Source organism: Mesorhizobium sp. WSM3866 (assembly GCF_002294795.1).
GTDB lineage: Bacteria > Pseudomonadota > Alphaproteobacteria > Rhizobiales > Rhizobiaceae > Mesorhizobium.
The window spans coordinates 581,108-603,479 of sequence record NZ_NSGC01000001.1; the positions used below are offsets into that span (position 1 = coordinate 581,108).

Here is a 22,372-nt window from a genome sequence, read left to right on the forward strand (position 1 = left end):
TAGATCATTTGACGCCGGTGAAAACCGCAAGCGCCGGCTTTTGTCTCAGCATATGCGGCTTTCCTAACAAAAAAGCCGGGACGAACCCGGCTTTTCCAAGGTGTCTTTATGACGAAATGTTTATTGCGCGGGCGCGACCGGCTTGGCCGGGGCGGCACCTTCGGCCGGCTTTGCCGGAGCCGCACCTTCGGCCGGCTTGGCGGGTGCCGTACCTGCGGCCGGCTTCGCCGCGGCGGCGCCTTCGGCGGGCTTGGCTTCCGCCGAAGCGCCCGGCTGCGGCAGCGGCTTCGGATTGTCCGACAGCGTGCGCAGATAGGCGATCACGTTGGCGCGGTCCTCATCCTTCGGCAGGCCGGCAAAGCCCATCGCCGTGCCCTTCACGAACTTCTTCGGCGCGTTGATGAAGTGGTTGAGGTTGTCGTAGGTCCACTTCTCGGCGCCGCCCTTGGAGAAATCCTTCATGCCGGCCGAATAGGCGAAGCCCTCATGCTCGGCGACGGGGCGATCGATGATGTCCCAGAGGTCCGGACCGACCTTGTTGGGGCCGCCCTTTTCGCCGGAATGGCAGGCCTGGCACTTCTTGAAAATGGCGGCGCCCGTCTCGGCATTGGCGGTCGCGAGCAGGTCGGCGATCGGCTTGGCTTCGGCCGCGGGCGCGGCAGCGCCGCCGCCTTCGGCCGGCTCGGCCGCCTCGATGGCGAAGCCCGGCTTCTCGGGAGCGGGGGAGGCAAACAGCCCGTCGGAAACGATACCCACGGAAAAGACGACGAAACAGGTTCCGAGGAATCCGGCGAGCAGCTTGTTGACTTCGTTGGAATCCATACGCCCCTTGCTCCCTGTTCCGGCGGACCGTCCCGTCCACTCCGTCCGTCGGTATAGCGAAGGCCCCAACGGGCCCGTTAAATCGCGCGGAAACTAGGTCTTTTGCTTCGTCGTTGCAACACCTATAAGGGCGCTTCCAGTGAGACGTTTTGCCACTTTTCCATCCGCTTCCCCGGCTGTCCCAGAAGTCCCATGTCGACATTGATCCTGATCCCCGCCCGCATGGCCTCGACGCGCCTGCCGGGCAAGCCGCTGGCCGACATCGCCGGCGCGCCGATGATCGTCCATGTCGCCCGCCGCGGCGCCGAGGCTGGGCTCGGCCGTGTGGTGGTGGCGACCGACACCGAAGCGGTCGCCTCGGCGGTAAGGGATCACGGTTTCGAGGCGGTGATGACGCGCGCGGACCACGAATCGGGATCCGACCGCATCTTCGAGGCCCTCACCCTGCTGGACCCGGAGAAAAAGGTCGAAACCATCGTCAACGTCCAGGGCGATCTGCCGACCATCGATCCTGAGATCATCGGCGCATCGCTGCGGCCCTTCGCCGACCCGTCGGTCGACATAGCCACGCTCGGCGTCGAGATTGTGCGCGACGAGGAAAGGACCAATCCGAATGTGGTCAAGATCGTCGGCTCGCCGCTCTCGGCGACAAGGCTGAAGGCGCTCTATTTCACGCGCGCCACGGCGCCGTGGGGGGAGGGCCCGCTCTATCACCACATCGGCCTCTATGCCTACCGCCGGACAGCGCTGGAACGCTTCGTGGCGCTGAAGCCGTCGCTGCTCGAACGCCGTGAGCGGCTGGAGCAGCTGCGGGCGCTGGAAGCCGGCATGCGCATCGATGCCGAGATCGTCCGGTCGCTGCCGCTCGGCGTCGACACGCCCGACGATCTCGAGCGCGCCAGGCAAATTCTTTCAAACTGAGACATCCGTAAGCGAGACCTTGGCGCATGCCTGAAAAGACCAACAGAATATCCTTCCAGGGCGAGCCGGGCGCCAATTCCGATACCGCTTGCCGCAACATGTTCCCCTCGATGGAGCCGTTGCCCTGTCCCACCTTCGAAGACGCCTTCAACGCGGTCGAGACCGGCAAGGCCGAGCTCGCCATGATCCCGATCGAGAACACGATTGCCGGGCGCGTCGCCGACATCCATCATCTTTTGCCGGAATCGCGCCTGCACATCGTCGGCGAGTATTTCCTGCCCATCCATTTCCAGCTGATGGTGCTGCCGGGCGTGAAACGCGAAGAGATCAGAAGCGTGCACAGCCATATCCATGCCCTTGGCCAATGCCGCAAATACATCCGCAAGAATGGCTGGAAGCCGGTTGTCGCCGGCGACACGGCGGGATCGGCCAAGATGGTCTCCGAGGTCAAGGACCGCACGATGGCGGCACTTGCGCCTGCGCTTGCCGCCGAGCTCTACGGCCTCGACATCATCGAGAAGAATGTCGAGGACACCGACTCGAACGTCACCCGCTTCGTCGTGCTGACCAAGAACAAGCAATGGGCCGAGCGCCCCTCGCTGGAAGCCAAGATGATGACCACCTTCATCTTCCGCGTCCGCAACGTGCCGGCCGCGCTCTACAAGGCCATGGGCGGCTTCGCCACCAACGGCATCAACATGACCAAGCTCGAGAGCTACCAGCTCGGCGCTTTCACAGCGACGCTGTTTTATGCCGACATCGAGGGCCACCCCGATGATCCGCTGGTCAAGCTGGCGCTCGACGAATTGCGCTTCTTCTCGCGCGAGATGCGCATTCTCGGCGTCTATCCGGCAAGCGCGTCGCGCGAGCAGTGGAAGGTCGCCGATTAGGTGGTTCCTAGGACCTTCGAGATTGGCAAAGGCCTTGATGCTTCGTCATCCACGGGCGAAGCAAGGAGCGAAGCGACGCGGCGCAGACCCGAGGATCCATGCCCGGACTTCAACGCGTTAGGACGGTCCAGATTCTGCTCCGCTGCGCCCCTCGACTGAGGTAACGGCATGGATCCCCAGGGTCTGCGCTCCGCTTCGCGTCGCTCCGCCCTGGGATGACGACCTCATGGAGGTCCGCGTCAATCTTAGACGCCGGCGCTCGATCCAATCTCAGCCAAAGCCGAGCGGGACATAGTCGATTTCGAGAAATTTCTCGACCTCAGGCACCCAGCGGTCGCGCACGAACGCGACGTGGTCGGGATGCTCGTTGTATCTGGTGTAGGCAGCCTGGTCGGCGAACTCCATCGAGAAGCCGAACTGATAGTCGTTCTTCGGGCTCACTTGGCGCAGCTGCTCGAAATGCGTCACACCCTTGATCGCCGTCAGGATCTTCTTGGCATCGTGGAGGAACCGCTTCGCCTCCAGCGAATGCAGCGGATGCTTCAGCGTGAACACGACGGTATGACGGATCATTTCTCGGCTCCTATTCGCTGTTGACCCAGGCGCGGATGAGGTGGTGGGCGATCGCTCCTTTCGGCGGCGTGATCAGGCCGCCGGGGTGCGTTCTCTCCAGCATCGAGCGCACCTCATCGCGCGAAAACCAGCGGCAGTCTTCGAGCTCGTTCAGGTCGGCCTGGATGTCCTCGTTGAGCGGCTCGCCGAAGCAGCCGATCATCAGCGAATAGGGGAACGGCCAGGGCTGGCTGGCGTGGTAGACGACGCGGCCGAGCCGGATTCCGGCCTCCTCCAGCGTCTCGCGGCGCACCGCCGCCTCGATCGTCTCGCCGGGCTCGATGAAGCCGGCAAGGGCCGAATACATGCCCGGCCCGAAATGCCGGCCGCGCCCGAGCAGGCATTTCTCGCGCGTCGCCGTCAGCATGATCGCCACCGGATCGGTGCGCGGGAAATGGTCGGTGCCGCAGGCCGGGCAATGCCGCCTGTAGCCGCCGGCGCGCATCTCCGAGCGATTGCCGCATTTGCTGCAGAAAGCGTGGCTGGCATGCCAGGCGAGCAGCGCAGCGCCCTGCGCCAGCGCGCCGGCCGCCGCTTCGTCTATCAGCCCCTGCATATAGACGGAGCGGTAGTCGATCGCCTTCACCGTTTCCGGGAGATTTTCCGGTTCGATGCCGGCGGGCACGGCCAGCACCGGGCCGCTCTCCGAAAGGCCGAGCAGCACGCCGCCGTCGAGCGAAACCTCGAAGGCCTGGCTTTCCGCCGCTTCGAACCATGGGTCGAATTTGCCGTCGTCGAGCTTCAGATAAAGCCTGCCGCCATGCATCAGCATCAGCCGCGCCGATCGCTCGCCAAGCGCCTTCTCGACCGCGTCGTCGGCGCGGTTTTCCGATTGCCGGTCGATCCGGTTGCCGGCGAAACCGACGAATTGGCTCGGCTCGCGCAAAGGCGCGTCAAACAGACGAAAGTTCATAGGAGACTCGAGGAGGGGCAGGAATGGACACTGATGGCTTTATAGCGCTGCCTTGATCTTTTCGGCAAACCGGCGGATGTCGGAGCGCTCATACGGCTCGCGCATGCCATGCCCCCAGACCGGCCCTGGCCAGCCGGGGTCGCTCTCGCTGCGGGCGATGACATGGACGTGCAGCTGGCGCACGATGTTGCCGAGCGCCCCGGTGTTGATCTTGGTGCAGCCGGTCACCCGCTTCAGCGCCTGGGCGACCATATTGGTCTCGAAGGTCAGCATCGTCTGGTCGAGCGGCGTCAGGTCGTGGATTTCCTCCACGCCCGGCCGCTGCGGCACCAGGACCAGCCACGGCCAGCGGCGATCGTTCATCAGCCGGAGCTCGCACAGGCCGAGCCACATGAGCTGCTCACTGTCCGCCTCCAATCGGGCGTCCAGTGTGAAACCGGCCTTTAGGCCAGGCAGCATGGGCGTTTCCCTCACTTTTCGAGAATGCTTCAAACCCTGAACGCTAGAGCGACGGCAAGGTGGCTGCAAGCGAATCATTGACCGCTCCTGCGGATTTGAAGGTCTTCTGCACCGCATGGCCTGGCCGTTGATCCACTACGACCCTTGCATTTCGCCGCTGAATTGCCGATATGGAGCTTGGGAGGTTGGTGGTGGACGATCCACTCGCCAACCGGGTCAGGTCCGGAAGGAAGCAGCCCTAACGAGCCCGGAACGGGTCATTGTTCCAGCCTCCCGCCTCTTCGCCTTTCTCCCGCGACATTGACGGCGCCGAGCCGTGCGGGCGAGACTATGCGCAGGAATCGGCCGCCTTCCGTCGCGGTCCTTGGAGCTTTTGACGGCGAATGAGCGAAGCCGGAAATTCGGGGCCAGAAAGCCTGGAGACAGGTAAGGCCGGCGCCTATCGCGTGCTGGCGCGCAAATACCGCCCCTCCAATTTCTCCGAACTGATCGGCCAGGAGCCGATGGTCCGCACGCTCACCAATGCCTTCGCCACTGGCCGCATCGCCCAGGCCTGGATGCTGACCGGCGTGCGCGGTGTCGGCAAGACGACGACGGCGCGCATTCTCGCACGCGCCCTGAACTATAAAACCGCCATCGTCGACCAGCCCTCCGTCGACCTTTCGACCCCCGGCGAGCATTGCCAGGCGATCATGGAAGGCCGCCATGTCGACGTCATCGAGATGGACGCGGCCTCCCACACCGGCATCGACGACATCAGGGACATCATCGACCGCGTCCGCTACGCGCCGGTCTCGGCCCGCTACAAGGTCTACATCATCGACGAAGTGCACATGCTCTCCACCCAGGCCTTCAACGGCCTGTTGAAGACGCTGGAAGAGCCGCCGCCGCATGTCAAATTCATCTTCGCCACCACCGAGATCCGCAAGGTGCCGATCACGGTTCTATCGCGCTGTCAGCGCTTCGACCTGAGGCGCATCGATGCCGGCGCGCTCGTCGCGCATCTTTCCTCGATTGCCGCGAAGGAAGGTATTTCCGTCGATGATGAGGCTTTGGCGATGATTGCGCGGGCCGCCGAGGGCTCGGCACGCGATTCGCTCTCCATCCTCGATCAGGCGATCGCCCATGGCAGCGGCACCGTCAGCGCCGACGCTGTTCGCGCCATGCTGGGCTTGGCCGACCGCGCCCGTATCATCGACCTGTTCGAGCACGTCATGAAGGGCGATGTTGCAGCGGCTTTGTCCGAATTCCGCGCGCAATACGATACCGGCGCCGATCCGGCCGCGGTGCTCACCGACCTGGCGGAATTCAACCACCTCGTTACGCGTCTGCGGTTCGTGCCGGCCGCGGCCAATGATGCCTCGCTCTCCGAGGACGAGCGGCGGCGCGGCGCCGAATTTGCGAGCACGCTGTCGGTGCGCGTGCTCTCGCGAACCTGGCAGATGCTCTTGAAAGGCATTCCCGAGGTGCAGTCCTCCAACCGTCCAGTCAGCGCCGGCGAGATGGTGCTGATCCGGCTGGCGCATGCCGCCGACCTGCCGACGCTGGACGAAGCGCTGAAATCGCTCGAGGGGGCGGCCCCTGTGCCGAATGGCGCTCCGCGCGCCAATGGAGCGCCGGCAAGCAGTGGCGGCGGCACAAATGCCGTGGCGCCGGCGCGGATGCCGGCCTCTAACGGCGGAGGGCAGACCATGCGGCTGGTCGAGATGCAGCCCGCGCCCGCCGCCTTCGTCCCGGCGCCCGAACCGGTCATCGAAACACCGGCCGTTCCGGTGAAGTCGCTGGCCGACATCGCGGCCCTGGCCGATGCCAACCGCGACATCGCCTTCAAGGTGTTGGTCAAGCGCTGCGTGCGGCTGGTGCGCATCGAGCCTGGCCGCATCGACGTCAGCCTGACCGACGATGCGCCCAAGATGCTGCTTAACGACCTGACGTCCAAGCTGCGTGCCTGGACCGGCCGCAACTGGCTGGTCTCGCTGTCGAAGGAAGAGGGTAGCAAGACGCTGGCCGAGATGGAGACGACAAAGCGCGAGAACGCCTTCTCCGATGCCAGGAGCGATCCGACCGTCGCCGCCATCCTCGCCCGCTTTCCCGGCGCCAAGATCATCGACGTGCGCATTCCCGATGTGCCGGAAGCGGAAGGCGCTGACGCCGACCTGCCGGTTGAGCCGGCTGCCGACGACGAAGAGATTTAGAGCTGACGAACGCGTCAGGGAAAGAGTACGGACCGGTTTCGGTCAAGATCATACTCGCGTTAACGTAGATTCCAACAAGAGGAAGTTTCACGATGAAGGATCTTCTCGGCCTGATGGGCAAGGCAAAGGAAATGCAGGCCAAGTTCCAGGCCATGCAGGATGAGATCGCCACCCTGGAAGCCACTGGGCAGGCGGGTGGCGGCCTGGTCAGCGTGACCCTGACCGGCAAGTTCGAAATGAAGGCGCTGAAGATCGATCCGTCCTTGCTGAAGGACGACGAGGTGGAGACCCTCGAAGACTTGCTGTTGGCCGCTCACAATGATGCCAAAAATAAGGTCGAGCTGGTCATGCAGGAAAAGACCAAGGCATTGACTGCGGGCTTGCCTATACCGCCCGGAATGAAATTGCCGTTCTAAGGCATCTGCCACCAGTTAATTGATTGTGAACGAAAATTGAGCCCGGGCCGCAATATTAACCATTTTGCCGGCATGCTCACGGGCTCATTTCGCGACATTCATAAAGTTTTACCCAAGTCCAGAGGTTGCTAACCATCTAGCCATCTTTTTGCCTGAAAGAGTCTCATTCTTGCCACATCTCGGGGCGGGCTGGCATCTGGAAATGAGGCTTTTTTGTTGATCGCGACGCGATGGAAGACGCCGCTGCTGCTTATCGGCATCGCCGCTTCCCCCTTGCTCCTGGCCGGCTGCAGCCAGACCGCTTCACATGGCATGTCGGTGGCGAGCCTGACCGACGCCGTCACCCCGAGCTTCCTCAGCTCGCGTTCCTATAAATACTCGATGAAGGACAAGGAGTGCCTGCAAAGGGCGATGTTCTTCGAGTCCAACCGGTCGAGCCGTGACGGCATGATCGCCGTCGGCACGGTCGTGATGAACCGGCTACGCTCGGGACAGCATGGCAGCACGATCTGCGAGGTCGTCGGCGAAAAGGGCCAGTTCGCCCCGGGCGTGCTGACGCGCCCGATGAATTCGCGGGCATTGCCAGATGTCGAGGAAGCCGCCGAGGCAGTGCTGAAAGGCGAGCGCAAGGCCAAGCTCAAGAACACGATGTTCTTCCACACCGCCGGCCTGCGTTTCCCCTACAAGAACATGCACTACACGATGGTGGCCGGCGGCAATGCCTTCTATGAGAAGCGCGGCCGCAACTGGCAGCCGTTGCCGGATGAGCCGATGGTCGCCATGGCCTCCGGCAAGTCGCAGAAGACCGACCCCACCGCTCCGGTCCTCGTCGCTTCCGCCGAGCCGGTGGTCAAGACGATCGTTCATGCTGATCCGGCCAAGCAGGCCGCTACGACCGCGGCTGCCGCGCCGGCGCTTCCGGCCAAGACCACAACCGTTGCTGCCCAGCAGACCTATGTGACGGCCTCCGCCGCGCCAGGGCAGAAGGCCGGCCGCGTCACGGCGAAGCCGATCATGGTGGCGATGCAGGAGCCGATGGAGGAGCCCGACGCCTCCCGCTTCGGCGGCACGTTGAAAGGTCGCTACATCACCTCCGTTCCGAGCGCTCCGCAGGAAGCGGCGATGGGATTCCAGTCGACGCCTGAGAACACCGACGCCATCGGCGCGCTGATTGTCAGCCAGTCCCGGCCGCTCGAAGCCTACTGAGCCAACCCGCCATCAAATGATCCGCCTTGACGGCATGGCGGATCATTTCCTGTTGCGGATGTCACCAAAGCGCTCTGAAAACCGTTTCGCACTTTTCCCGGAATTGCTCTAGATCAGAGCGATGTCGAAAAGAATCGCCGGTCCAGAGATAGAACGCCTGATCCAGCTCCTGGCCAAGGTGCCGGGGCTCGGGCCGCGTTCGGCAAGGCGCGCGGCTCTCCATCTCATCAAGAAGAAGGAGCAGCTGCTCGAGCCTTTAGCCGCAGCCATGGGCGAGGCGGCCGATAAAGTGCGCATCTGCTCGACCTGCGGCAATGTCGACACCTCCGACCCGTGCATGATCTGCACCGATCCACGCCGCGATGCCGGCACGCTTATCGTCGTCGAGGACGTCTCCGATCTCTGGGCGCTGGAACGCGCCGCCGCCATGAATGTGCGCTATCACGTGCTCGGCGGCACGCTGTCGCCGCTCGATGGCATCGGCCCGGACCAGCTCAACATCCGCTCGCTGGTAGACCGTGTCGCCGGCGGCGAGGTGAAGGAGGTGATCCTTGCCGTCAACGCCACCGTCGAGGGCCAGACCACGGCGCACTACCTGACCGATCAGCTCTCGGGTTTCGAGGTCAAGGTGACTAGGCTCGCGCATGGCGTTCCGGTCGGCGGCGAACTCGACTATCTCGACGAAGGCACGCTTGCCGCGGCGCTGCGCTCGAGGACGGCGTTTTGAGGGGAGGGGATTGGTGACTGGCGTTTTTCCCGGAAAGGCCGCACTCCGTCCCACCCCCCTCTGTCTTGCCGGACATCTCCCCCGCAAGGGGGGAGATCAGACGTCACGCCGGCTTTCGCCAATATCCAAGGTCGCAGGAAGAGGCGGGGCACCGAAACAGCCAATCTCCCCCCAAGTGGGGGAGATGTCCGGCAAGACAGAGGGGGGCGCGACAGAACGCGGCTTTTCCAAATTCGGCTTCGCATTTTTCCTTGCGGCGCTTGCCGTCCTCCTCACCCTCCCCGCTCGCGCCACGCCCATCGACAACCAATTCCAGGCCTGGCTGCAAAACGACCTCTGGCCCGAGGCCAAGGCCAAAGGCATTTCCAAAAAGACCTTCGACGCCGCCTTCATCGGCGTGAAGCCGAACCTGAAACTGCCGGATCTCGTCATGCCCGGCGAGAAGCCGGCGACGCCGCAAAAACAGCACCAGGCGGAGTTCGGTCCGCCCGCCAATTATTTCGCCGAGAAGACCATTCGGGCCGTCACCGGCGGAGGACGGTCGCGCGAGAGCGCCAACGCCCGCGTGCTTGGGCTCATCGAGAAGCGCTACGGCGTGCCTGGCGAGATCGTGCTGGCGATCTGGGGTCGCGAGACCGGCTTCGGCGCCGCCAAGATGCCCTACGACGCCTTCGAGGTGCTGGGCACCAAGGCGTTCATGTCGACGAAGAAGGATTTCTTCCGCACCGAGGTGCTGGCCGCACTAGAGATCGTCGAGCGCGGGCTCGCTCCGGTCAATGCGATGAAGTCCTCCTGGGCCGGCGCGCTCGGCCAGCCGCAATTCATGCCGACGTCCTTCCTCAAGCATGCCGTCGATTTCGACGGCGACGGCCGGCCCGACATCTGGAATTCGACGCCGGACGTGCTCGCCTCCATCGCCAACTATCTTGTCCACTATGGCTGGGTGAGGGGGCGCGGCTGGGGGACCGAGGTGATTGCGCCGGCAAACGTCTCCTGCGCGCTCGAAGGACCCGACCAGGGCAAGAAGATTTCTGACTGGGTGGCGATGGGCATCAGGCGCGTCGACGGAAAGGCGTTTCCGGCCAGTGAACTCAAGGCCGAGGGTTTCCTGCTGATGCCGGCCGGACGCAGCGGCCCCGCTTTCATCGTCACGCCGAATTTCTATGTGCTGAAGCAATACAACACCAGCGACCTCTATGCGCTGTTCATCGGCCACGCCGCCGATCGCATCGCCAAAGGCGACACCACCTTTGCCGGCACCTGGGGGCGGGTGGGCGATCTCCACCGATCCGATATCGCTGCCCTCCAGCAGGCGCTGGAGGCCAAGGGCTACGATGTCGGCAGTGCCGACGGCCTGCCCGGCTTCAAGACACGCCGCTCGATCGGCGTCTGGCAAGCGAAGAACGGCAAGGCCGCCACCTGCTTTCCGGACGCGAACCTGGTCGCGCAGCTGAAATGACGGGCGACTTCCAAGCGGCCAAGATTTGGCAGATTTTTCCCAATCGACGGCTTCGGCTAGCCGGCGCCTGGGTCGACTCGCGGTGGCCCATTCTGGCCCAATAAGCTGTCTCGAAAAATGCGCGTTGCGGGTTCGAACGCCGCCGAATAGGGTGTTGACCAACTGGACAAAAACCACGACGGTAAGGTCGGTGGGCCGTCGATCGGTCCCAAGGAATTCTGCAACCCTGAGCCGGGAACTCAGGTCAACAATCAACAAAACAGGGAACGACTACCATGATGCTGGAAAGGTTTGCTCTTCGCTCTCGTGGCTTGCTCGCGGGTGTGGCGATGTCGGCGCTGCTCGCGGTGCCGGCCTTTGCGGTCACGCCTGCCGACACGCTGGTCGAAGGTTTCGCAATCGACGACATCATCTCGATGGATCCGGGCGAAGCGTTCGAGCTGTCGACCGCCGAGGTTACCGGCAATACTTATGATCTTCTGGTCCGCCTCGACCTCAACGATACTTCCAAGGTCAAGGGCGATCTCGCCGAAAGCTGGAGCGTTTCGGATGACGGCCTGACCTATACCTTCAAGCTCAAGCCCGGCATGAAGTTCGCCTCCGGCAATCCGATCACCGCGGCCGATGTCGCCTATTCCTTCGAGCGCGCCATCAAGCTCGATAAGAGCCCGGCCTTCATCATCAATCAGTTCGGCATCAGTGGCGACAATGTCACCGAGAAGGCGAAAGCGGTCGACGACACCACCTTCCAGTTCGTTGTCGACAAGGCCTATGCGCCGAGCTTCGTGCTGAACTGCCTGTCGGCCACCGTCGCCTCGGTCGTCGACAGCAAGCTGGTCAAGGAGCATGTCGCCGCCGTCACGCCGAGCGCCGACTACAAATGGGACAACGACTTCGGCAACGCCTGGCTGAAGACCGGCTATGCCGGCTCTGGCCCCTACAAGCTGCGCGAATGGCGCGCCAACGAGGCTGTCGTGCTGGAGCGTAATGACAATTACAATGGCGAGAAGGCCAAGCTCGCCCGCGTCATCTACCGCAACATGAAGGAGAGCTCGGCGCAGCGCCTGGCGCTGGAGGCCGGCGACATCGATGTCGCCCGCAATCTGGAACCGAACGATCTCGATGCCATCTCCAAAAACGCCGATCTCACCACGACAAGCGCGCCGAAGGGCACGGTCTATTACATCAGCCTCAACCAGAAGAACCCGAACCTCGCCAAGCCTGAGGTGCGTCAGGCGTTCAAATATCTCATCGACTATGATGCGATGGCCTCGACCATCCTGAAGGGCATCGGCGAGATCCACCAGTCCTTCCTGCCCAAGGGCGACCTCGGCGCGATCGACGACAATCCGTTCAAGCTCGACGTCGCCAAGGCCAAGGAGCTGCTGGCAAAGGCCGGGTTGGCTGATGGCTTCAAAGTGACCATGGACGTGCGCACCGGCCAGCCGACCACTGGCATGGCGGAATCGATCCAGCAGACGCTCGGCCAGGCCGGTATCAAGCTTGAGATCATCCCCGGCGACGGCAAGCAGACGCTGACCAAATACCGCGCCCGCAACCACGACATCTATATCGGCAATTGGGGCCAGGACTATTTCGATCCCAACTCCAACGCGCAGACTTTCGCCTCGAACCCGGACAATTCCGACAGTGCCAAGATCAAGACACTGGCCTGGCGCAATGCCTGGGATATTCCGGACCTGACCAAGGAAACCGAGGCGGCGCTGCTCGAGAAGGACTCCGCCAAGCGCGCCGACATGTACAAGGACCTGCAGAAGAAGATCCTCGACACCAGCCCCTTCGTCATCATCCATCAGCAGCTGGAGGTGGCGGGGCTGCGCAAGAACCTGAAGGACTTCAAGCTCGGCCCGAGCTTCGACACCAACTTCGTCTGGCCGGTCTCGAAGGAATAGCGCTTTCGGACGCGCCGCGTGAGCGTAGCTGAGAACCAGGCGGCGGCGGGGCGCGGCGGCGCCCGTGCCGTCGCGCTTCTGTCGTCGATCGGCCGCTTCCTGGTCATCGCGGTGACGACCTATCTCGGTCTTCTCGCGGTGACCTTCTTCATCGGCCGCGTCATCCCGATCGATCCGGTGCTGGCCGTGCTCGGCGACCGGGCCCCGACAGCCGTCGTCGAGCGCACGCGCCGCGAGATGGGGCTCGACCTGCCGCTGATCCAGCAGTTCTACATCTACGTCAAAAACGCGCTCAGCGGCGATTTCGGCACTTCGGTGCTGACCACCAATCCGGTGATGTCCGACATCCGCCGCGTCTTTCCGGCGACCATCGAGCTGGCGACGCTCGGCACGATCATCGGCGCCGTCATCGGCGTGCCGCTCGGCGTGCTGGCCGCGGTGCGGCGCGGCAGCCTCATCGACCAGATCGTGCGCATCATCGGCCTTATCGGCTATTCCGTGCCGATCTTCTGGCTGGGGCTGCTCGGCCTCGTCCTGTTCTACGCCAAGCTGCAATGGGTCGCCTTTCCGGCGCGGCTCGACGTCGTCTACGAATACACTTTCACGCCGATCACCGGCTTCTACCTGCTCGATGCGGCCATGCAGGGACAGTGGGATGTCTTCTACGACGCCTACCGCCACATCATCCTGCCGGCCTCCCTGCTTGGCTATTTCGCGCTCGCCTATATCAGCCGCATGACGCGCTCCTTCATGCTGAACGAGATGGCGCAGGAATATATCGTCGCCGCGCGCGCCAAGGGCCTGTCGGAGACGCGCATCATCTGGGGCCACGCGCTGCGCAACGCCGCTGTGCCGATGGTGACGGTGATCGCGCTTTCCTATGCCAGCCTGCTCGAAGGCTCGGTGTTGACCGAGACCGTCTTCTCCTGGCCGGGCATCGGCCTCTACATCACCAATTCATTGCAGAACGCCGACATGAACGCGGTGCTCGGCGGCACCATCATCATCGGCTCGGTCTTCATCGCCATCAACCTTCTGTCGGACCTGCTCTATCGGCTCCTCGATCCACGGACGAAAGTCGAATGAGCGCCGAGACGATGCAAACCCGTCGCGAATGGCTGCTCAGCGAGCGGCCGTCCTCGCGCATGCAGGCAAGGCTCGGCCGCGCCTATGTCGCCTGGCGGCGCTTCACAGCCAACCGGCTCGCGCTCGTCGGTTTGCTCATCATTCTCGCGTTGGTGGTGGTAGCCGCGCTTGCCGGCGTGCTGGCACCCTACTCGCCAACCGTGGGTGACCTGAAGAATGCCCGTCTGCTGGCGCCGAGCGCCGCGCATTGGTTCGGCACCGACGACCTCGGCCGCGATATCTACTCGCGCATCCTCTACGGCTCGCGCTGGACGCTCTATGTCGTCATCCTCGTCGCCATCATCGCCGCGCCCATCGGCCTGCTGGTCGGCACCGTCGCAGGGTATGCCGGCGGCTGGACCGATGCCATTTTGATGCGCATCACCGACATCTTCCTGGCTTTCCCGAAGCTGGTGCTGGCGCTGGCCTTCGTTGCGGCGCTCGGTCCCGGCATCGAGAACGCGGTGCTGGCGATCGCCATCACCTCCTGGCCGCCTTACGCGCGCATCGCGCGCGCCGAGACGCTGACGGTGCGCAATTCCGACTACATCAAGGCGGTGCAATTGATGGGTGCCTCGCCCTTCCGCATCGTGCTGCGCCACATCATGCCGCTCTGCATCTCCTCGCTGATCATCCGGGTGACGCTCGACATGGCGGGCATCATCCTCACCGCCGCAGGCCTCGGCTTCCTCGGCCTCGGCGCGCAGCCGCCGCTGCCCGAATGGGGCGCGATGATCGCGTCCGGCCGCCGCTTCATCCTCGACCAGTGGTGGGTGGCTGCCGCACCAGGCGTTGCCATCCTCATCGTCAGCCTCGGCTTCAACCTGCTCGGTGACGGCCTGCGCGACGCGCTCGATCCCCGGAGCGGCGACCAATGAGTGGCGACCGATGAGCGGCTACCAATGAGCGGCAATTCCGATAGGCAAACGAGAGGCACGCTGCTCGAAGTCGACGATCTGCGCGTCACTTTCCCGACACGCACCGGAATCGTGCAGGCGGTTCGCGGCGTGTCCTTCTCGCTCGGCCGCGAGCGGCTGGGCATCGTCGGCGAGAGCGGCTCCGGCAAGTCGCAGACCGGCCGCGCCATCATGGGCCTGACACCGCCGCAGGCCGAGGTGTCGGCGAAAAAGCTGCGCTTCGACGGCATCGACCTGCTCTCGGTGTCATCCAGCCGGCGCCGTGCGCTGCGGGGAAACCGCATCGCCATGATCCTGCAGGACCCGAAATACTCGCTCGATCCGGTGATGACCATCGGCCGCCAGATCGTCGAGACGCTGCGCACGCATGAGAAAGTTGGAAAGGCCGAAGCGCGCGAGCGCGCGCTGGAGATGCTGCGGGCGGTCCAGATTCGCGATCCGGCCCGTGTCTTCGACCTTCACCCGCATGAGGTCTCGGGCGGCATGGGCCAGCGCGCGATGATCGCCATGATGCTGATCGCCGGGCCGGAACTGATGATCGCCGACGAGCCGACCTCGGCGCTCGACGTCACCGTGCAGCTCGATGTGCTGAACATTCTCGACAGGCTGGTCGCCGAGCGCGGCATGGGGCTGATCTTCATCTCGCATGATCTGCGCCTGGTGTCCTCCTTCTGCGACCGCGTGGTCGTCATGTATGCCGGCAAGGTGGTCGAGCAGCTCAAGGCGTCCGAGCTGCGCGAGGCCCAGCATCCCTATACGCGCGCCCTGCTCAACTGCATGCCGAGGATCGGCTTCGAGCGACACCCGCTGCCGGTGCTCGACCGCAAGCCGGAGTGGGCGGCATGACGGCCGCCATCACCATCGAAGGGCTGGAGGTGATTTTCGACCGCTTCCGCGCGCTGAAGGGCGTTAAACTCGAAGTCAGGGAAGGCGAGTCCTACGGCCTGGTTGGCGAAAGCGGCTCCGGCAAGTCGACCCTGCTCAAGGCAATCACCGGCCTTGCGCCTGTCGCTGCCGGCACCATCGCTGTCAACGGCAAGACGCTTGGCAAGACCCGCGACAAGGCCTTTTACCGCGACGTGCAGATGGTCTTCCAAGATCCGTATGGGTCGCTGCATCCGCGCCAGACCGTCGACCGGCTGCTGCAGGAACCGCTCGCCATTCACGCAATCCAGGATGGCGAGAAGCGCATCGAGCGCGCGCTGGACGAAGTCGGCCTCGGCAAGGGTTTCCGCTTCCGCTATGCGCACCAGCTCTCCGGCGGCCAGCGCCAGCGCGTCGCGATCGCCCGCGCGTTGATCCTCGAACCTTCGATCCTTTTGCTCGACGAGCCGACCTCGGCGCTCGATGCTTCTGTCCAGGCCGAGGTGCTGAACCTGCTCGAAGAGGTGCGGCGGCGGCGCAAGCTCACCTTCCTGATGGTCAGTCACGACCTCGCCATCATCACCCATATGTGCGAACGGCTGATGGTGATGCAGAACGGCGAAGCGGTGGAGACGCTGACCGCAAGCCAGCTGATCGGCCACCGCGTGAGCGAGGATTATACGCGCAACCTGCTTCGAGCGAGCGAGGGGTTTGTGAGGGTGTAGTTTTCTCTCGCAGGTTCGCGACGGGGTGCGACCTGGCTTTTAACTCTCCGCAGCAACGATCACGTCTGCTTTGGCGCCATCCCGCACCCGACATGCAGGGCGGAGCGGCAAGGACGGCAAGGCGGACGATGTCGCGTTCCTGCTCATGGTTCCCTCGGCCCGCGGGAGCCGCTCCCGGCAGCGGCACGTCGCGGCTGCAGCGAGGATAATCGATCGGCCGGAAAAGGAAACTGTTTCTGCCTGATGATCGGCCGGCTGGTCGAGACCGATTTCGGCCTTGCGGCAGGCCCAATCGACTGGGCCAATGTGCCGACTTGAGGAAAACCTGAAATAAGGTCAGAAGAGGCTTTGACGGCATCAAAACGGAGCGGGCGCCTGCCCGATGAGGTGTGAGATGAAGAATTCAGCCATTTCCGAACGCAAGAACCAGTCGATCTCGCGCGGCGTCGGCATGACCACGCAGATCTACGCCGATCGTGCCGAGAATTCGGAAATCTGGGACGTCGAGGGCCGCCGATACATCGACTTCTCGTCGGGCATTGCGGTGGTCAACACGGGTCACCGCCATCCGAAAGTGATCGAGGCGGTCAAGGCGCAGCTCGACCGCTTCACCCACACTTGCCATCAGGTCGTTCCTTACGAGAGCTATGTGCGCCTCGCCGAGCGCCTGAACGGCATGCTGCCCGGCAAGTTCGACAAGAGGACCGTCTTCGTCACCACCGGCGCCGAGGCGGTCGAGAACGCCATCAAGATCGCGCGCAACGCCACCGGTCGCCAGGCGGTCATCGCCTTTTCCGGCGGCTTCCACGGCCGCACCTTCATGGGCATGGCGCTGACCGGCAAGGTCGTGCCTTACAAGGTTGGCTTCGGCGCCATGCCGGCCGATGTCTTCCATGCGCCGTTCCCGGTCGCGCTGCACGGCGTGTCGGTCGCGGATTCGCTTGCAGCGCTCGACAAGCTGTTCAAGGCCGATGTCGATCCGGCCAGGGTCGCGGCCATCATCGTCGAGCCGGTGCAGGGCGAGGGCGGCTTCTACGAGGCGCCGCGCGATTTCATGACGGCACTGCGCAAGACCTGCGACCAGCACGGCATCCTTCTTGTCGCCGACGAGGTGCAGACCGGCTTTGCCCGCACCGGCAAGATGTTCGCGATGGAGCACCATGACGTGGCGCCGGATCTCACCACCATGGCCAAGAGCCTCGCCGGCGGGTTCCCGCTGTCGGCCGTCACCGGCCGCGCCGAGATCATGGACGCGCCTGGACCGGGCGGGCTCGGCGGCACCTATGGCGGCAGCCCGATCGGCGTCGCCGCGGCGCATGCCGTGCTCGACGTCATCGAGGAAGAAAAACTGTGCGAGCGCGCCAACGCGCTCGGCGCCAGGCTGAAGCAGCGGCTGGCGTCGATCCGCGAGGACGTGCCGGAGATCGTCGACATCCGCGGCCCGGGCTTCATGAACGCCGTCGAGTTCAATGATGTGAAGAACGGCCTGCCCTCGGCGGAATTAGCCAATGCGGTGCGGCTGAAGGCGCTCGACAAAGGCCTCATCCTGCTCACCTGCGGCGTTTACGGCAACGTCATCCGCTTCCTGTCGCCAATCACCATCCAGGACGGCGTCATGACGGAGGCGCTGGATATATTGGAGACCTCGATCCGCGAGGCGCGGGCGGCCTAAGGGGCGGACAGTGCGAATGATTCTCCTGGCGGCCCAGGCCGGTGCGGCAACTCGCCGTCAGGAGTTCGGATTCTGTAACCAGGCTGGAATGTCCATTTTGGCGTGCAGGACCCGCCACACATCGATATGATCGGCCTGTTCGACATAGAAAATCAGGGACGGATAGCGCTTCAATTGCACACTGCGCAGACCGGGTAGTCCAATCGCATAGCTATATCTCAGCGAGCCCGACGCAGGATGGTTGGCTATCACTTTGTAGGCAGTTTGAAGATCCTCGACATAGGCTAGCGCCACGTGCGAACCAGCTTCGCGGCATAATAATCGACAGTGTCCTCGATATCCCGCAAGGCAAGGGCACGAGGAATAAACGCCTTTACGGCAACCAATTATTGGCCCAGCGCTCGCTTGCGCAGCGCCGCGAAATAGTCGTCACCGACAGGAGCGCCTGGCGCGGACGAAGCGCCTTCAAGAAGCAGACCGCGCAAACGCTGACGATCCTGATCGTGGCGAATCAATTCACGCACATATTCGCTGCTCGTGCCGTAGCCGCGTTCCGTCACCTGCTGATCGACAAAATGCTTCAAGCTGTCGGGCAGTGAGATATTCATCGTGCTCATTCAACCAATGTAAGGCTGATGGCAAAAATTGGCAATCTCTACGCGCTGGCCCTTGCCGGCTCGTCCTGGTGGAAGGCCGCAAGCGCCGCCTTCAGCGCATCCGGCCCGGCTGCCACGGTGTGAGGCGCGGGCGAGAAGCCGGCGCCGAGCATCTTGCGGCCGAGCATGTGGTCGGCCGGGCGGTTGACGGATTCGATGCCCAGCAGCCGGTTGCCGGCATAGTGGTAGATCGAGAACCTGTTCTCGGCCGGCTCGCCCAGCACGACATGGCTGTCGCCGCCTTGCGTCAGGCCGACCATCTGCAGCTTCATGTCGCCGATATCCGACCAGAACCAAGGCACGGCCGCGAAGGGTTCGGCATGGCCGACGATGGTGCGCGCGGCAAGCCGCGCCTGGTCGGTGGCGTTCTGCACCGATTCCAGCCGCACGTCGCCGCCGGTGAACCAATGCCGGTAGGAGGCGGCATCGCCGACGGCGAGGATTTCCGGGATCGAGCTCTGCATATGCTGGTCGACGCGGATGCCGTTGGCGATCGCGATGCCGGCGGCTTCGGCCAGCTCGACATTGGGCACGACGCCGATGCCGATGATCACCAGTTGCGCCGGCAGGCGCTCGCCGCTTGACGTGATCGCGGCCGAAACGCGGCCGCCTTCGCCTTCCAGACGGGCAACCGTGGTGCCGGTGAGCAGGCGCACGCCCATAGCCTCCAGGCGCTGGCGCACATGCGCCGCGATTGCCGGCGCCACGGCGCGGCCGAGAAGCCTGTCGAGCGCCTCGACGACGGTGACCCCGCGGCCGGCGGCCCTCAGCGTCGCTGCGATTTCGAGGCCGATGAAGCCGCCGCCGAGGATGACGACCTCCTCGCTCTGCGCGCTCAACTCGCGGATCAGCCGCGCATCGGCCAGCGAGCGCAGCGACATCACGCCGGCGAGCTCCGCGCCATCGAGCTTGAGGAGGCGTGGCCGCGAGCCGGTGGCCAGCACCAGCCGGTCGAAGGCAATTGTGCCGCCGCCGGAAACGTCCAGCCTGCGCTCGCCACCATCGATCCTGTCGATCCAAACGCCCGGCCGGTAGTCGATGGCATTGCCGGAATAGAAGGCCTCGCCGCGCAAGGGCTGCGACTTGGCTTCGGCATCCTTGATGAAGGTCTTGGACAGCGGCGGCTTGTGATAGGGCAGCTCGTTCTCGTCGCCGATCAGGATGACAGGCCCGTCATAGCCTTCCTCACGCAGGCTAGCGGCCGCCTGCACGCCGGCATGACCCGCACCGACAATGACCACCCCGTTCTTCATCGCAGCCCTTTTTGCCTTCAAATCTAGGATCTTCCGCCAAGTGGCGATTGTCTGCCGCCGCCGCAAGAGCCGTGGTCCGGGTCGCACCCAGGATGGCCGCCTGTCAATCCGATGTCCGCCGCATTCGCCGGCTTAAAGTTGATAATTCCAGTTTAGAATAATTCTAAACCGTTGTTTCAATTGAATTTTCTCTGTACCGCCAGTTGACTTCCAGCCGCTCCGCCGCTTTATGGAGGGCTGCGCTCCTGGCGCATTCCTTTGATGTCTGGGCCTTGAACCCTTTCGATTGGAGGCATTTCGGTGTCTTTTGCTGATTGGCCGCGCCATTGCGCGGCAACTTTGCCTTTCCGGTCATTCGTGCTTGCGCTGGCGCCGCGCGCCGGCGGCCGCATACCTATGCCATTGAATTTCTGAGGAGATGGGATTGATGAAAGCGATAATCACGCCGCGAACTATTGCGCTACGTTGGGGCAGCAGGCTTGCCGCGATCGGCGCCACCGCGGCGCTGACGGCGGCCGTGTTCGTGCTGCCGGCGAAGGCCGAAACCGATGCGAAGGCGGTGATCAAGACCTATGCCGACATCGCGCTCGCCAAATACGAGGATTCGCTGATCACGGCTGAGGCGCTCGACAAGGCCGTCGACGCGCTTCTCGCCAAGCCCTCGGCAGAGACGCTCAACGCTGCCCGCGATGCCTGGAAGGCGGCGCGCGTGCCTTACCAGCAGACCGAGGTCTACCGCTTCGGCAACAAGATCGTCGACGACTGGGAAGGCAAGGTGAATTCCTGGCCGCTGGACGAAGGCCTGATCGACTATGTCGCCAAGAGCTACGGCACCGAGTCGGACGAGAACTCGCTCTATACGGCGAACGTCATTGCGAGCAAGGAGATCGAGATCAACGGCAAGAAGGTCGACGCCTCGAAGCTGACGCCGGAATTCCTCTCGGGCACGCTGCAGGAAGCCGGCGGCGTCGAGGCCAATGTCGCGACCGGCTATCACGCCATCGAATTCCTGCTTTGGGGCCAGGATTTGCACGGCACCGGTCCAGGCGCCGGCGAGCGCCCGTACACCGACTACGATCTCAAGAACTGCACTGGCGGCAATTGCGACCGCCGCGCGGAATATCTGAAGTCGGCAAGCGACCTTCTGGTCTCCGACCTGCAGGAGATGGTCAACAACTGGAAGGAAGACGGCGCCGCGCGCAAGACCCTCGTCGATGGCGAGCCGAATTCCGGCATCTCCACCATCCTCACCGGCATGGGATCGCTCTCCTATGGTGAACTGGCCGGCGAGCGCATGAAGCTCGGCCTTTTGCTGCACGATCCGGAGGAGGAGCAGGACTGCTTCTCGGACAACACCTACAACTCGCATCTCTATGATGCGATCGGCATCCGCGCCGCCTATCACGCCAACTATACGCGTCTCGACGGCACCGTGGTTTCCGGCCCGTCGGTGTCGGACATGATGAAGGTGGCCGATCCGGCGATCGACAAGGAACTGTCGGACAAGCTCGATACTTCGGTCGCCAAGATGGAAGCGATCAAGGCGCGGGCGCTGGCCGGCGAGGCCTATGACCAGCAGATCGCCGAGGGCAATGCGGAAGGCAACGCCACGGTGCAGGCGGCGATCGACGCGCTGATCGACCAGACCAAGTCGATCGAACGCGCGGTCGGCTCACTCAAGCTCAATGCCATCGCGTTCGAGGGCTCCGACAGCCTTGATGCTCCGGACAAGGTGTTCAAGTAGCACCCGAGCATGATCCCAAAAAGTGGAAGCCGGTTTTTGGACAAGATCATGCTCAATTGAGAAACAAGCCAAACGGCGCCAGAACAGTGCCGCCAGCCAGAGCAAGTGAATGCTGATCTGCCATTGCAACATCATCACCGAGAAGGAGATCGAGCAGACGATCATCGGTCTGCTGGATGAAGATCCCTGGCAGCTTATCGTGCCGGCCAAGGTCTATCATGCCATGCGCAAGCGCGGCCGCTGTTGCGGCTGCTTTCCAAATGTGGTGGAAACGATCATTCGGGTCACCGAGAATTACCACGCCCGTTCAGAGGGGAGCGGCGCGGATATCGTTTCACACCTGGACCGCGTCAGAGGACTGCGCGGCCAATTCGGGAGCAGAACCCATGAAAGGCGAACCGCAGGTCATCGAGCGGCTTAACGAAGCCCTGTTTCTGGAGCTTGGTGCCGTCAATCAGTACTGGGTCCATTATCGTCTGCTCGAAGACTGGGGCTACACCAAGCTGGCGAAGAAGGAGCGGGCGGAATCGATCGAAGAAATGCATCACGCCGACCGGCTGGTTGCCCGCATCATCTTCCTCGAAGGCCATCCGAACCTGCAGTCGGTCGCGCCGTTGCGTATCGGCCAGAATGTAAAGGAAGTGCTCGAATCCGATCTCGCCGGCGAATATGACGCGCGCACCTCCTACAAGCGCTCGCGCGAGATTTGCCAGGATGCGGGCGACTATGTGTCGATGAAACTGTTCGAGGATCTGCTGACGGACGAGGAAGGCCACATCGACTTCCTGGAGAGTCAGCTCGACCTGCTCGCCTCGATCGGCGAGGAAAAGTACGGCCAGCTCAACGCCGACTCGGCCAACGAAGCGGAGTAAGGACATGCGGG

Annotated in this window: 22 protein-coding genes, 1 other RNA gene and 1 pseudogene; 17 read left to right on the forward strand and 7 right to left on the reverse strand. The window is 63.5% G+C overall.

Annotation, left to right across the window (positions count from 1 at the left end; translation table 11 throughout):
* Window positions 1–120: 120 nt before the first annotated feature.
* Window positions 121–822 (reverse strand): cytochrome c family protein, encoded by a 702-nt coding sequence (locus CK222_RS02755; protein ID WP_095799305.1) that lies wholly within the window; start codon window positions 820–822, stop codon window positions 121–123.
* A gap of 192 nt (window positions 823–1,014) precedes the next feature.
* On the opposite strand from CK222_RS02755, the gene CK222_RS02760 reads away from it, so the two are divergent.
* Together CK222_RS02760 and CK222_RS02765 are read left to right on the forward strand one after the other, a co-directional pair.
* Entirely contained in the window at window positions 1,015–1,743 is a 729-nt protein-coding gene (locus CK222_RS02760; RefSeq protein ID WP_095799306.1) for a 3-deoxy-manno-octulosonate cytidylyltransferase, read from the forward strand.
* A 26-nt stretch (window positions 1,744–1,769) separates the two neighbouring features.
* On the forward strand, window positions 1,770–2,633 hold the full coding sequence (locus tag CK222_RS02765) for a prephenate dehydratase (protein WP_066996244.1): 864 nt from the start codon (window positions 1,770–1,772) through the stop codon (window positions 2,631–2,633).
* Between the two features lie 270 nt (window positions 2,634–2,903).
* Here the strand turns inward: CK222_RS02765 and CK222_RS02770 are convergent, their stop codons facing one another.
* Genes CK222_RS02770 through CK222_RS02780 form a run of 3 tightly spaced genes read right to left on the reverse strand, consistent with a single transcriptional unit; the run spans window position 2,904 to window position 4,617 of the window.
* A complete protein-coding gene (locus CK222_RS02770; protein ID WP_095799307.1) occupies window positions 2,904–3,206 on the reverse strand; it encodes a Dabb family protein in 303 nt (100 codons plus the stop codon).
* 10 nt (window positions 3,207–3,216) lie between these two features.
* Entirely contained in the window at window positions 3,217–4,158 is a 942-nt protein-coding gene (gene nudC, locus CK222_RS02775) for an NAD(+) diphosphatase (RefSeq protein ID WP_095799308.1), read from the reverse strand.
* Between the two features lie 39 nt (window positions 4,159–4,197).
* Window positions 4,198–4,617 carry an HIT family protein gene (locus CK222_RS02780; protein WP_095799309.1) on the reverse strand — a complete coding sequence of 140 codons (420 nt, stop codon included), beginning with the start codon at window positions 4,615–4,617 and terminating at the stop codon, window positions 4,198–4,200.
* 180 nt (window positions 4,618–4,797) lie between these two features.
* Between CK222_RS02780 and ffs the strand changes: the two genes are divergently transcribed.
* From ffs to CK222_RS02840, 12 genes are all read left to right on the forward strand, one after another.
* Window positions 4,798–4,894: signal recognition particle sRNA small type (ffs, locus tag CK222_RS02785), an RNA gene on the forward strand.
* 106 nt (window positions 4,895–5,000) lie between these two features.
* A complete protein-coding gene (locus tag CK222_RS02790; RefSeq protein ID WP_095799310.1) occupies window positions 5,001–6,812 on the forward strand; it encodes a DNA polymerase III subunit gamma/tau in 1,812 nt (603 codons plus the stop codon).
* A gap of 92 nt (window positions 6,813–6,904) precedes the next feature.
* Entirely contained in the window at window positions 6,905–7,228 is a 324-nt protein-coding gene (locus CK222_RS02795) for a YbaB/EbfC family nucleoid-associated protein (RefSeq protein ID WP_095799311.1), read from the forward strand.
* Between the two features lie 216 nt (window positions 7,229–7,444).
* Window positions 7,445–8,434, forward strand: coding sequence for a cell wall hydrolase (locus CK222_RS02800; protein ID WP_067324486.1), 990 nt, complete (start codon window positions 7,445–7,447; stop codon window positions 8,432–8,434).
* A 121-nt stretch (window positions 8,435–8,555) separates the two neighbouring features.
* Window positions 8,556–9,161 carry a recombination mediator RecR gene (gene recR, locus CK222_RS02805; protein ID WP_066996262.1) on the forward strand — a complete coding sequence of 202 codons (606 nt, stop codon included), beginning with the start codon at window positions 8,556–8,558 and terminating at the stop codon, window positions 9,159–9,161.
* A gap of 184 nt (window positions 9,162–9,345) precedes the next feature.
* The gene (locus CK222_RS02810; RefSeq protein WP_095799480.1) at window positions 9,346–10,620 is read left to right on the forward strand and encodes a lytic murein transglycosylase; all 1,275 of its coding nucleotides are present in this window, start codon (window positions 9,346–9,348) and stop codon (window positions 10,618–10,620) included.
* A gap of 275 nt (window positions 10,621–10,895) precedes the next feature.
* Window positions 10,896–12,533, forward strand: a complete 1,638-nt coding sequence (locus CK222_RS02815) for an ABC transporter substrate-binding protein (protein ID WP_095799312.1) — start codon at window positions 10,896–10,898, stop codon at window positions 12,531–12,533.
* A gap of 18 nt (window positions 12,534–12,551) precedes the next feature.
* Window positions 12,552–13,619, forward strand: a complete 1,068-nt coding sequence (locus CK222_RS02820) for an ABC transporter permease (protein WP_067324491.1) — start codon at window positions 12,552–12,554, stop codon at window positions 13,617–13,619.
* Entirely contained in the window at window positions 13,616–14,536 is a 921-nt protein-coding gene (nikC, locus tag CK222_RS02825; protein ID WP_095799313.1) for a nickel transporter permease, read from the forward strand. Before CK222_RS02820 ends, nikC begins: the two co-directional genes overlap by 4 nt.
* Before the next feature lie 24 nt (window positions 14,537–14,560).
* The gene (locus CK222_RS02830; protein WP_095799314.1) at window positions 14,561–15,421 is read left to right on the forward strand and encodes an ABC transporter ATP-binding protein; all 861 of its coding nucleotides are present in this window, start codon (window positions 14,561–14,563) and stop codon (window positions 15,419–15,421) included.
* Complete coding sequence (locus tag CK222_RS02835) at window positions 15,418–16,164, forward strand: ABC transporter ATP-binding protein (protein ID WP_095783114.1); 747 nt, start codon at window positions 15,418–15,420, stop codon at window positions 16,162–16,164. Before CK222_RS02830 ends, CK222_RS02835 begins: the two co-directional genes overlap by 4 nt.
* 394 nt (window positions 16,165–16,558) lie before the next feature.
* On the forward strand, window positions 16,559–17,836 hold the full coding sequence (locus tag CK222_RS02840; protein WP_095799315.1) for a 4-aminobutyrate--2-oxoglutarate transaminase: 1,278 nt from the start codon (window positions 16,559–16,561) through the stop codon (window positions 17,834–17,836).
* A 57-nt stretch (window positions 17,837–17,893) separates the two neighbouring features.
* Here CK222_RS02840 and CK222_RS02845 read toward each other — a convergent pair.
* From CK222_RS02845 to CK222_RS02855, 3 genes and pseudogenes are all read right to left on the reverse strand, one after another.
* A pseudogene (locus tag CK222_RS02845) lies at window positions 17,894–18,222 on the reverse strand (type II toxin-antitoxin system RelE/ParE family toxin).
* Window positions 18,223–18,453, reverse strand: coding sequence for a type II toxin-antitoxin system ParD family antitoxin (locus tag CK222_RS02850; RefSeq protein ID WP_067324498.1), 231 nt, complete (start codon window positions 18,451–18,453; stop codon window positions 18,223–18,225).
* Between the two features lie 38 nt (window positions 18,454–18,491).
* Window positions 18,492–19,745 (reverse strand): FAD-dependent oxidoreductase, encoded by a 1,254-nt coding sequence (locus CK222_RS02855; RefSeq protein WP_095799316.1) that lies wholly within the window; start codon window positions 19,743–19,745, stop codon window positions 18,492–18,494.
* Window positions 19,746–20,172: 427 nt separating this feature from the next.
* On the opposite strand from CK222_RS02855, the gene CK222_RS02860 reads away from it, so the two are divergent.
* The 3 genes from CK222_RS02860 to bfr all read left to right on the forward strand — a co-directional run bounded on the left by CK222_RS02860 (window position 20,173) and on the right by bfr (window position 22,361).
* Window positions 20,173–21,489 (forward strand): imelysin family protein, encoded by a 1,317-nt coding sequence (locus CK222_RS02860; RefSeq protein ID WP_176477553.1) that lies wholly within the window; start codon window positions 20,173–20,175, stop codon window positions 21,487–21,489.
* 109 nt (window positions 21,490–21,598) lie between these two features.
* Window positions 21,599–21,910 (forward strand): (2Fe-2S)-binding protein, encoded by a 312-nt coding sequence (locus tag CK222_RS02865; protein ID WP_066996295.1) that lies wholly within the window; start codon window positions 21,599–21,601, stop codon window positions 21,908–21,910.
* Window positions 21,876–22,361: a bacterioferritin gene (bfr, locus tag CK222_RS02870; RefSeq protein ID WP_067324504.1), complete on the forward strand. Its 486-nt coding sequence runs from the start codon at window positions 21,876–21,878 to the stop codon at window positions 22,359–22,361. Before CK222_RS02865 ends, bfr begins: the two co-directional genes overlap by 35 nt.
* Window positions 22,362–22,372: the final 11 nt, after the last annotated feature.

Excerpts from the sequence above, each read along its gene's own strand:
- CK222_RS02865 (WP_066996295.1), top strand. The coding sequence starts at position 21,599 with ATGCTGATCTGCCATTGCAACATCATCACCGAGAAGGAGATCGAGCAG.
- CK222_RS02840 (WP_095799315.1), top strand. The coding sequence starts at position 16,559 with ATGAAGAATTCAGCCATTTCCGAACGCAAGAACCAGTCGATCTCGCGC.
- CK222_RS02790 (WP_095799310.1), top strand. The coding sequence starts at position 5,001 with ATGAGCGAAGCCGGAAATTCGGGGCCAGAAAGCCTGGAGACAGGTAAG.
- CK222_RS02795 (WP_095799311.1), top strand. The coding sequence starts at position 6,905 with ATGAAGGATCTTCTCGGCCTGATGGGCAAGGCAAAGGAAATGCAGGCC.
- CK222_RS02780 (WP_095799309.1), bottom strand. The coding sequence starts at position 4,617 with ATGCTGCCTGGCCTAAAGGCCGGTTTCACACTGGACGCCCGATTGGAG.
- CK222_RS02755 (WP_095799305.1), bottom strand. The coding sequence starts at position 822 with ATGGATTCCAACGAAGTCAACAAGCTGCTCGCCGGATTCCTCGGAACC.
- CK222_RS02850 (WP_067324498.1), bottom strand. The coding sequence starts at position 18,453 with ATGAGCACGATGAATATCTCACTGCCCGACAGCTTGAAGCATTTTGTC.
- CK222_RS02810 (WP_095799480.1), top strand. The coding sequence starts at position 9,346 with ATGTCCGGCAAGACAGAGGGGGGCGCGACAGAACGCGGCTTTTCCAAA.
- bfr (WP_067324504.1), top strand. The coding sequence starts at position 21,876 with ATGAAAGGCGAACCGCAGGTCATCGAGCGGCTTAACGAAGCCCTGTTT.
- nudC (WP_095799308.1), bottom strand. The coding sequence starts at position 4,158 with ATGAACTTTCGTCTGTTTGACGCGCCTTTGCGCGAGCCGAGCCAATTC.
- CK222_RS02855 (WP_095799316.1), bottom strand. The coding sequence starts at position 19,745 with ATGAAGAACGGGGTGGTCATTGTCGGTGCGGGTCATGCCGGCGTGCAG.
- CK222_RS02835 (WP_095783114.1), top strand. The coding sequence starts at position 15,418 with ATGACGGCCGCCATCACCATCGAAGGGCTGGAGGTGATTTTCGACCGC.
- CK222_RS02765 (WP_066996244.1), top strand. The coding sequence starts at position 1,770 with ATGCCTGAAAAGACCAACAGAATATCCTTCCAGGGCGAGCCGGGCGCC.
- CK222_RS02830 (WP_095799314.1), top strand. The coding sequence starts at position 14,561 with ATGAGCGGCAATTCCGATAGGCAAACGAGAGGCACGCTGCTCGAAGTC.
- CK222_RS02760 (WP_095799306.1), top strand. The coding sequence starts at position 1,015 with ATGTCGACATTGATCCTGATCCCCGCCCGCATGGCCTCGACGCGCCTG.
- CK222_RS02770 (WP_095799307.1), bottom strand. The coding sequence starts at position 3,206 with ATGATCCGTCATACCGTCGTGTTCACGCTGAAGCATCCGCTGCATTCG.
- recR (WP_066996262.1), top strand. The coding sequence starts at position 8,556 with ATGTCGAAAAGAATCGCCGGTCCAGAGATAGAACGCCTGATCCAGCTC.
- CK222_RS02815 (WP_095799312.1), top strand. The coding sequence starts at position 10,896 with ATGATGCTGGAAAGGTTTGCTCTTCGCTCTCGTGGCTTGCTCGCGGGT.
- CK222_RS02860 (WP_176477553.1), top strand. The coding sequence starts at position 20,173 with ATGAAAGCGATAATCACGCCGCGAACTATTGCGCTACGTTGGGGCAGC.
- nikC (WP_095799313.1), top strand. The coding sequence starts at position 13,616 with ATGAGCGCCGAGACGATGCAAACCCGTCGCGAATGGCTGCTCAGCGAG.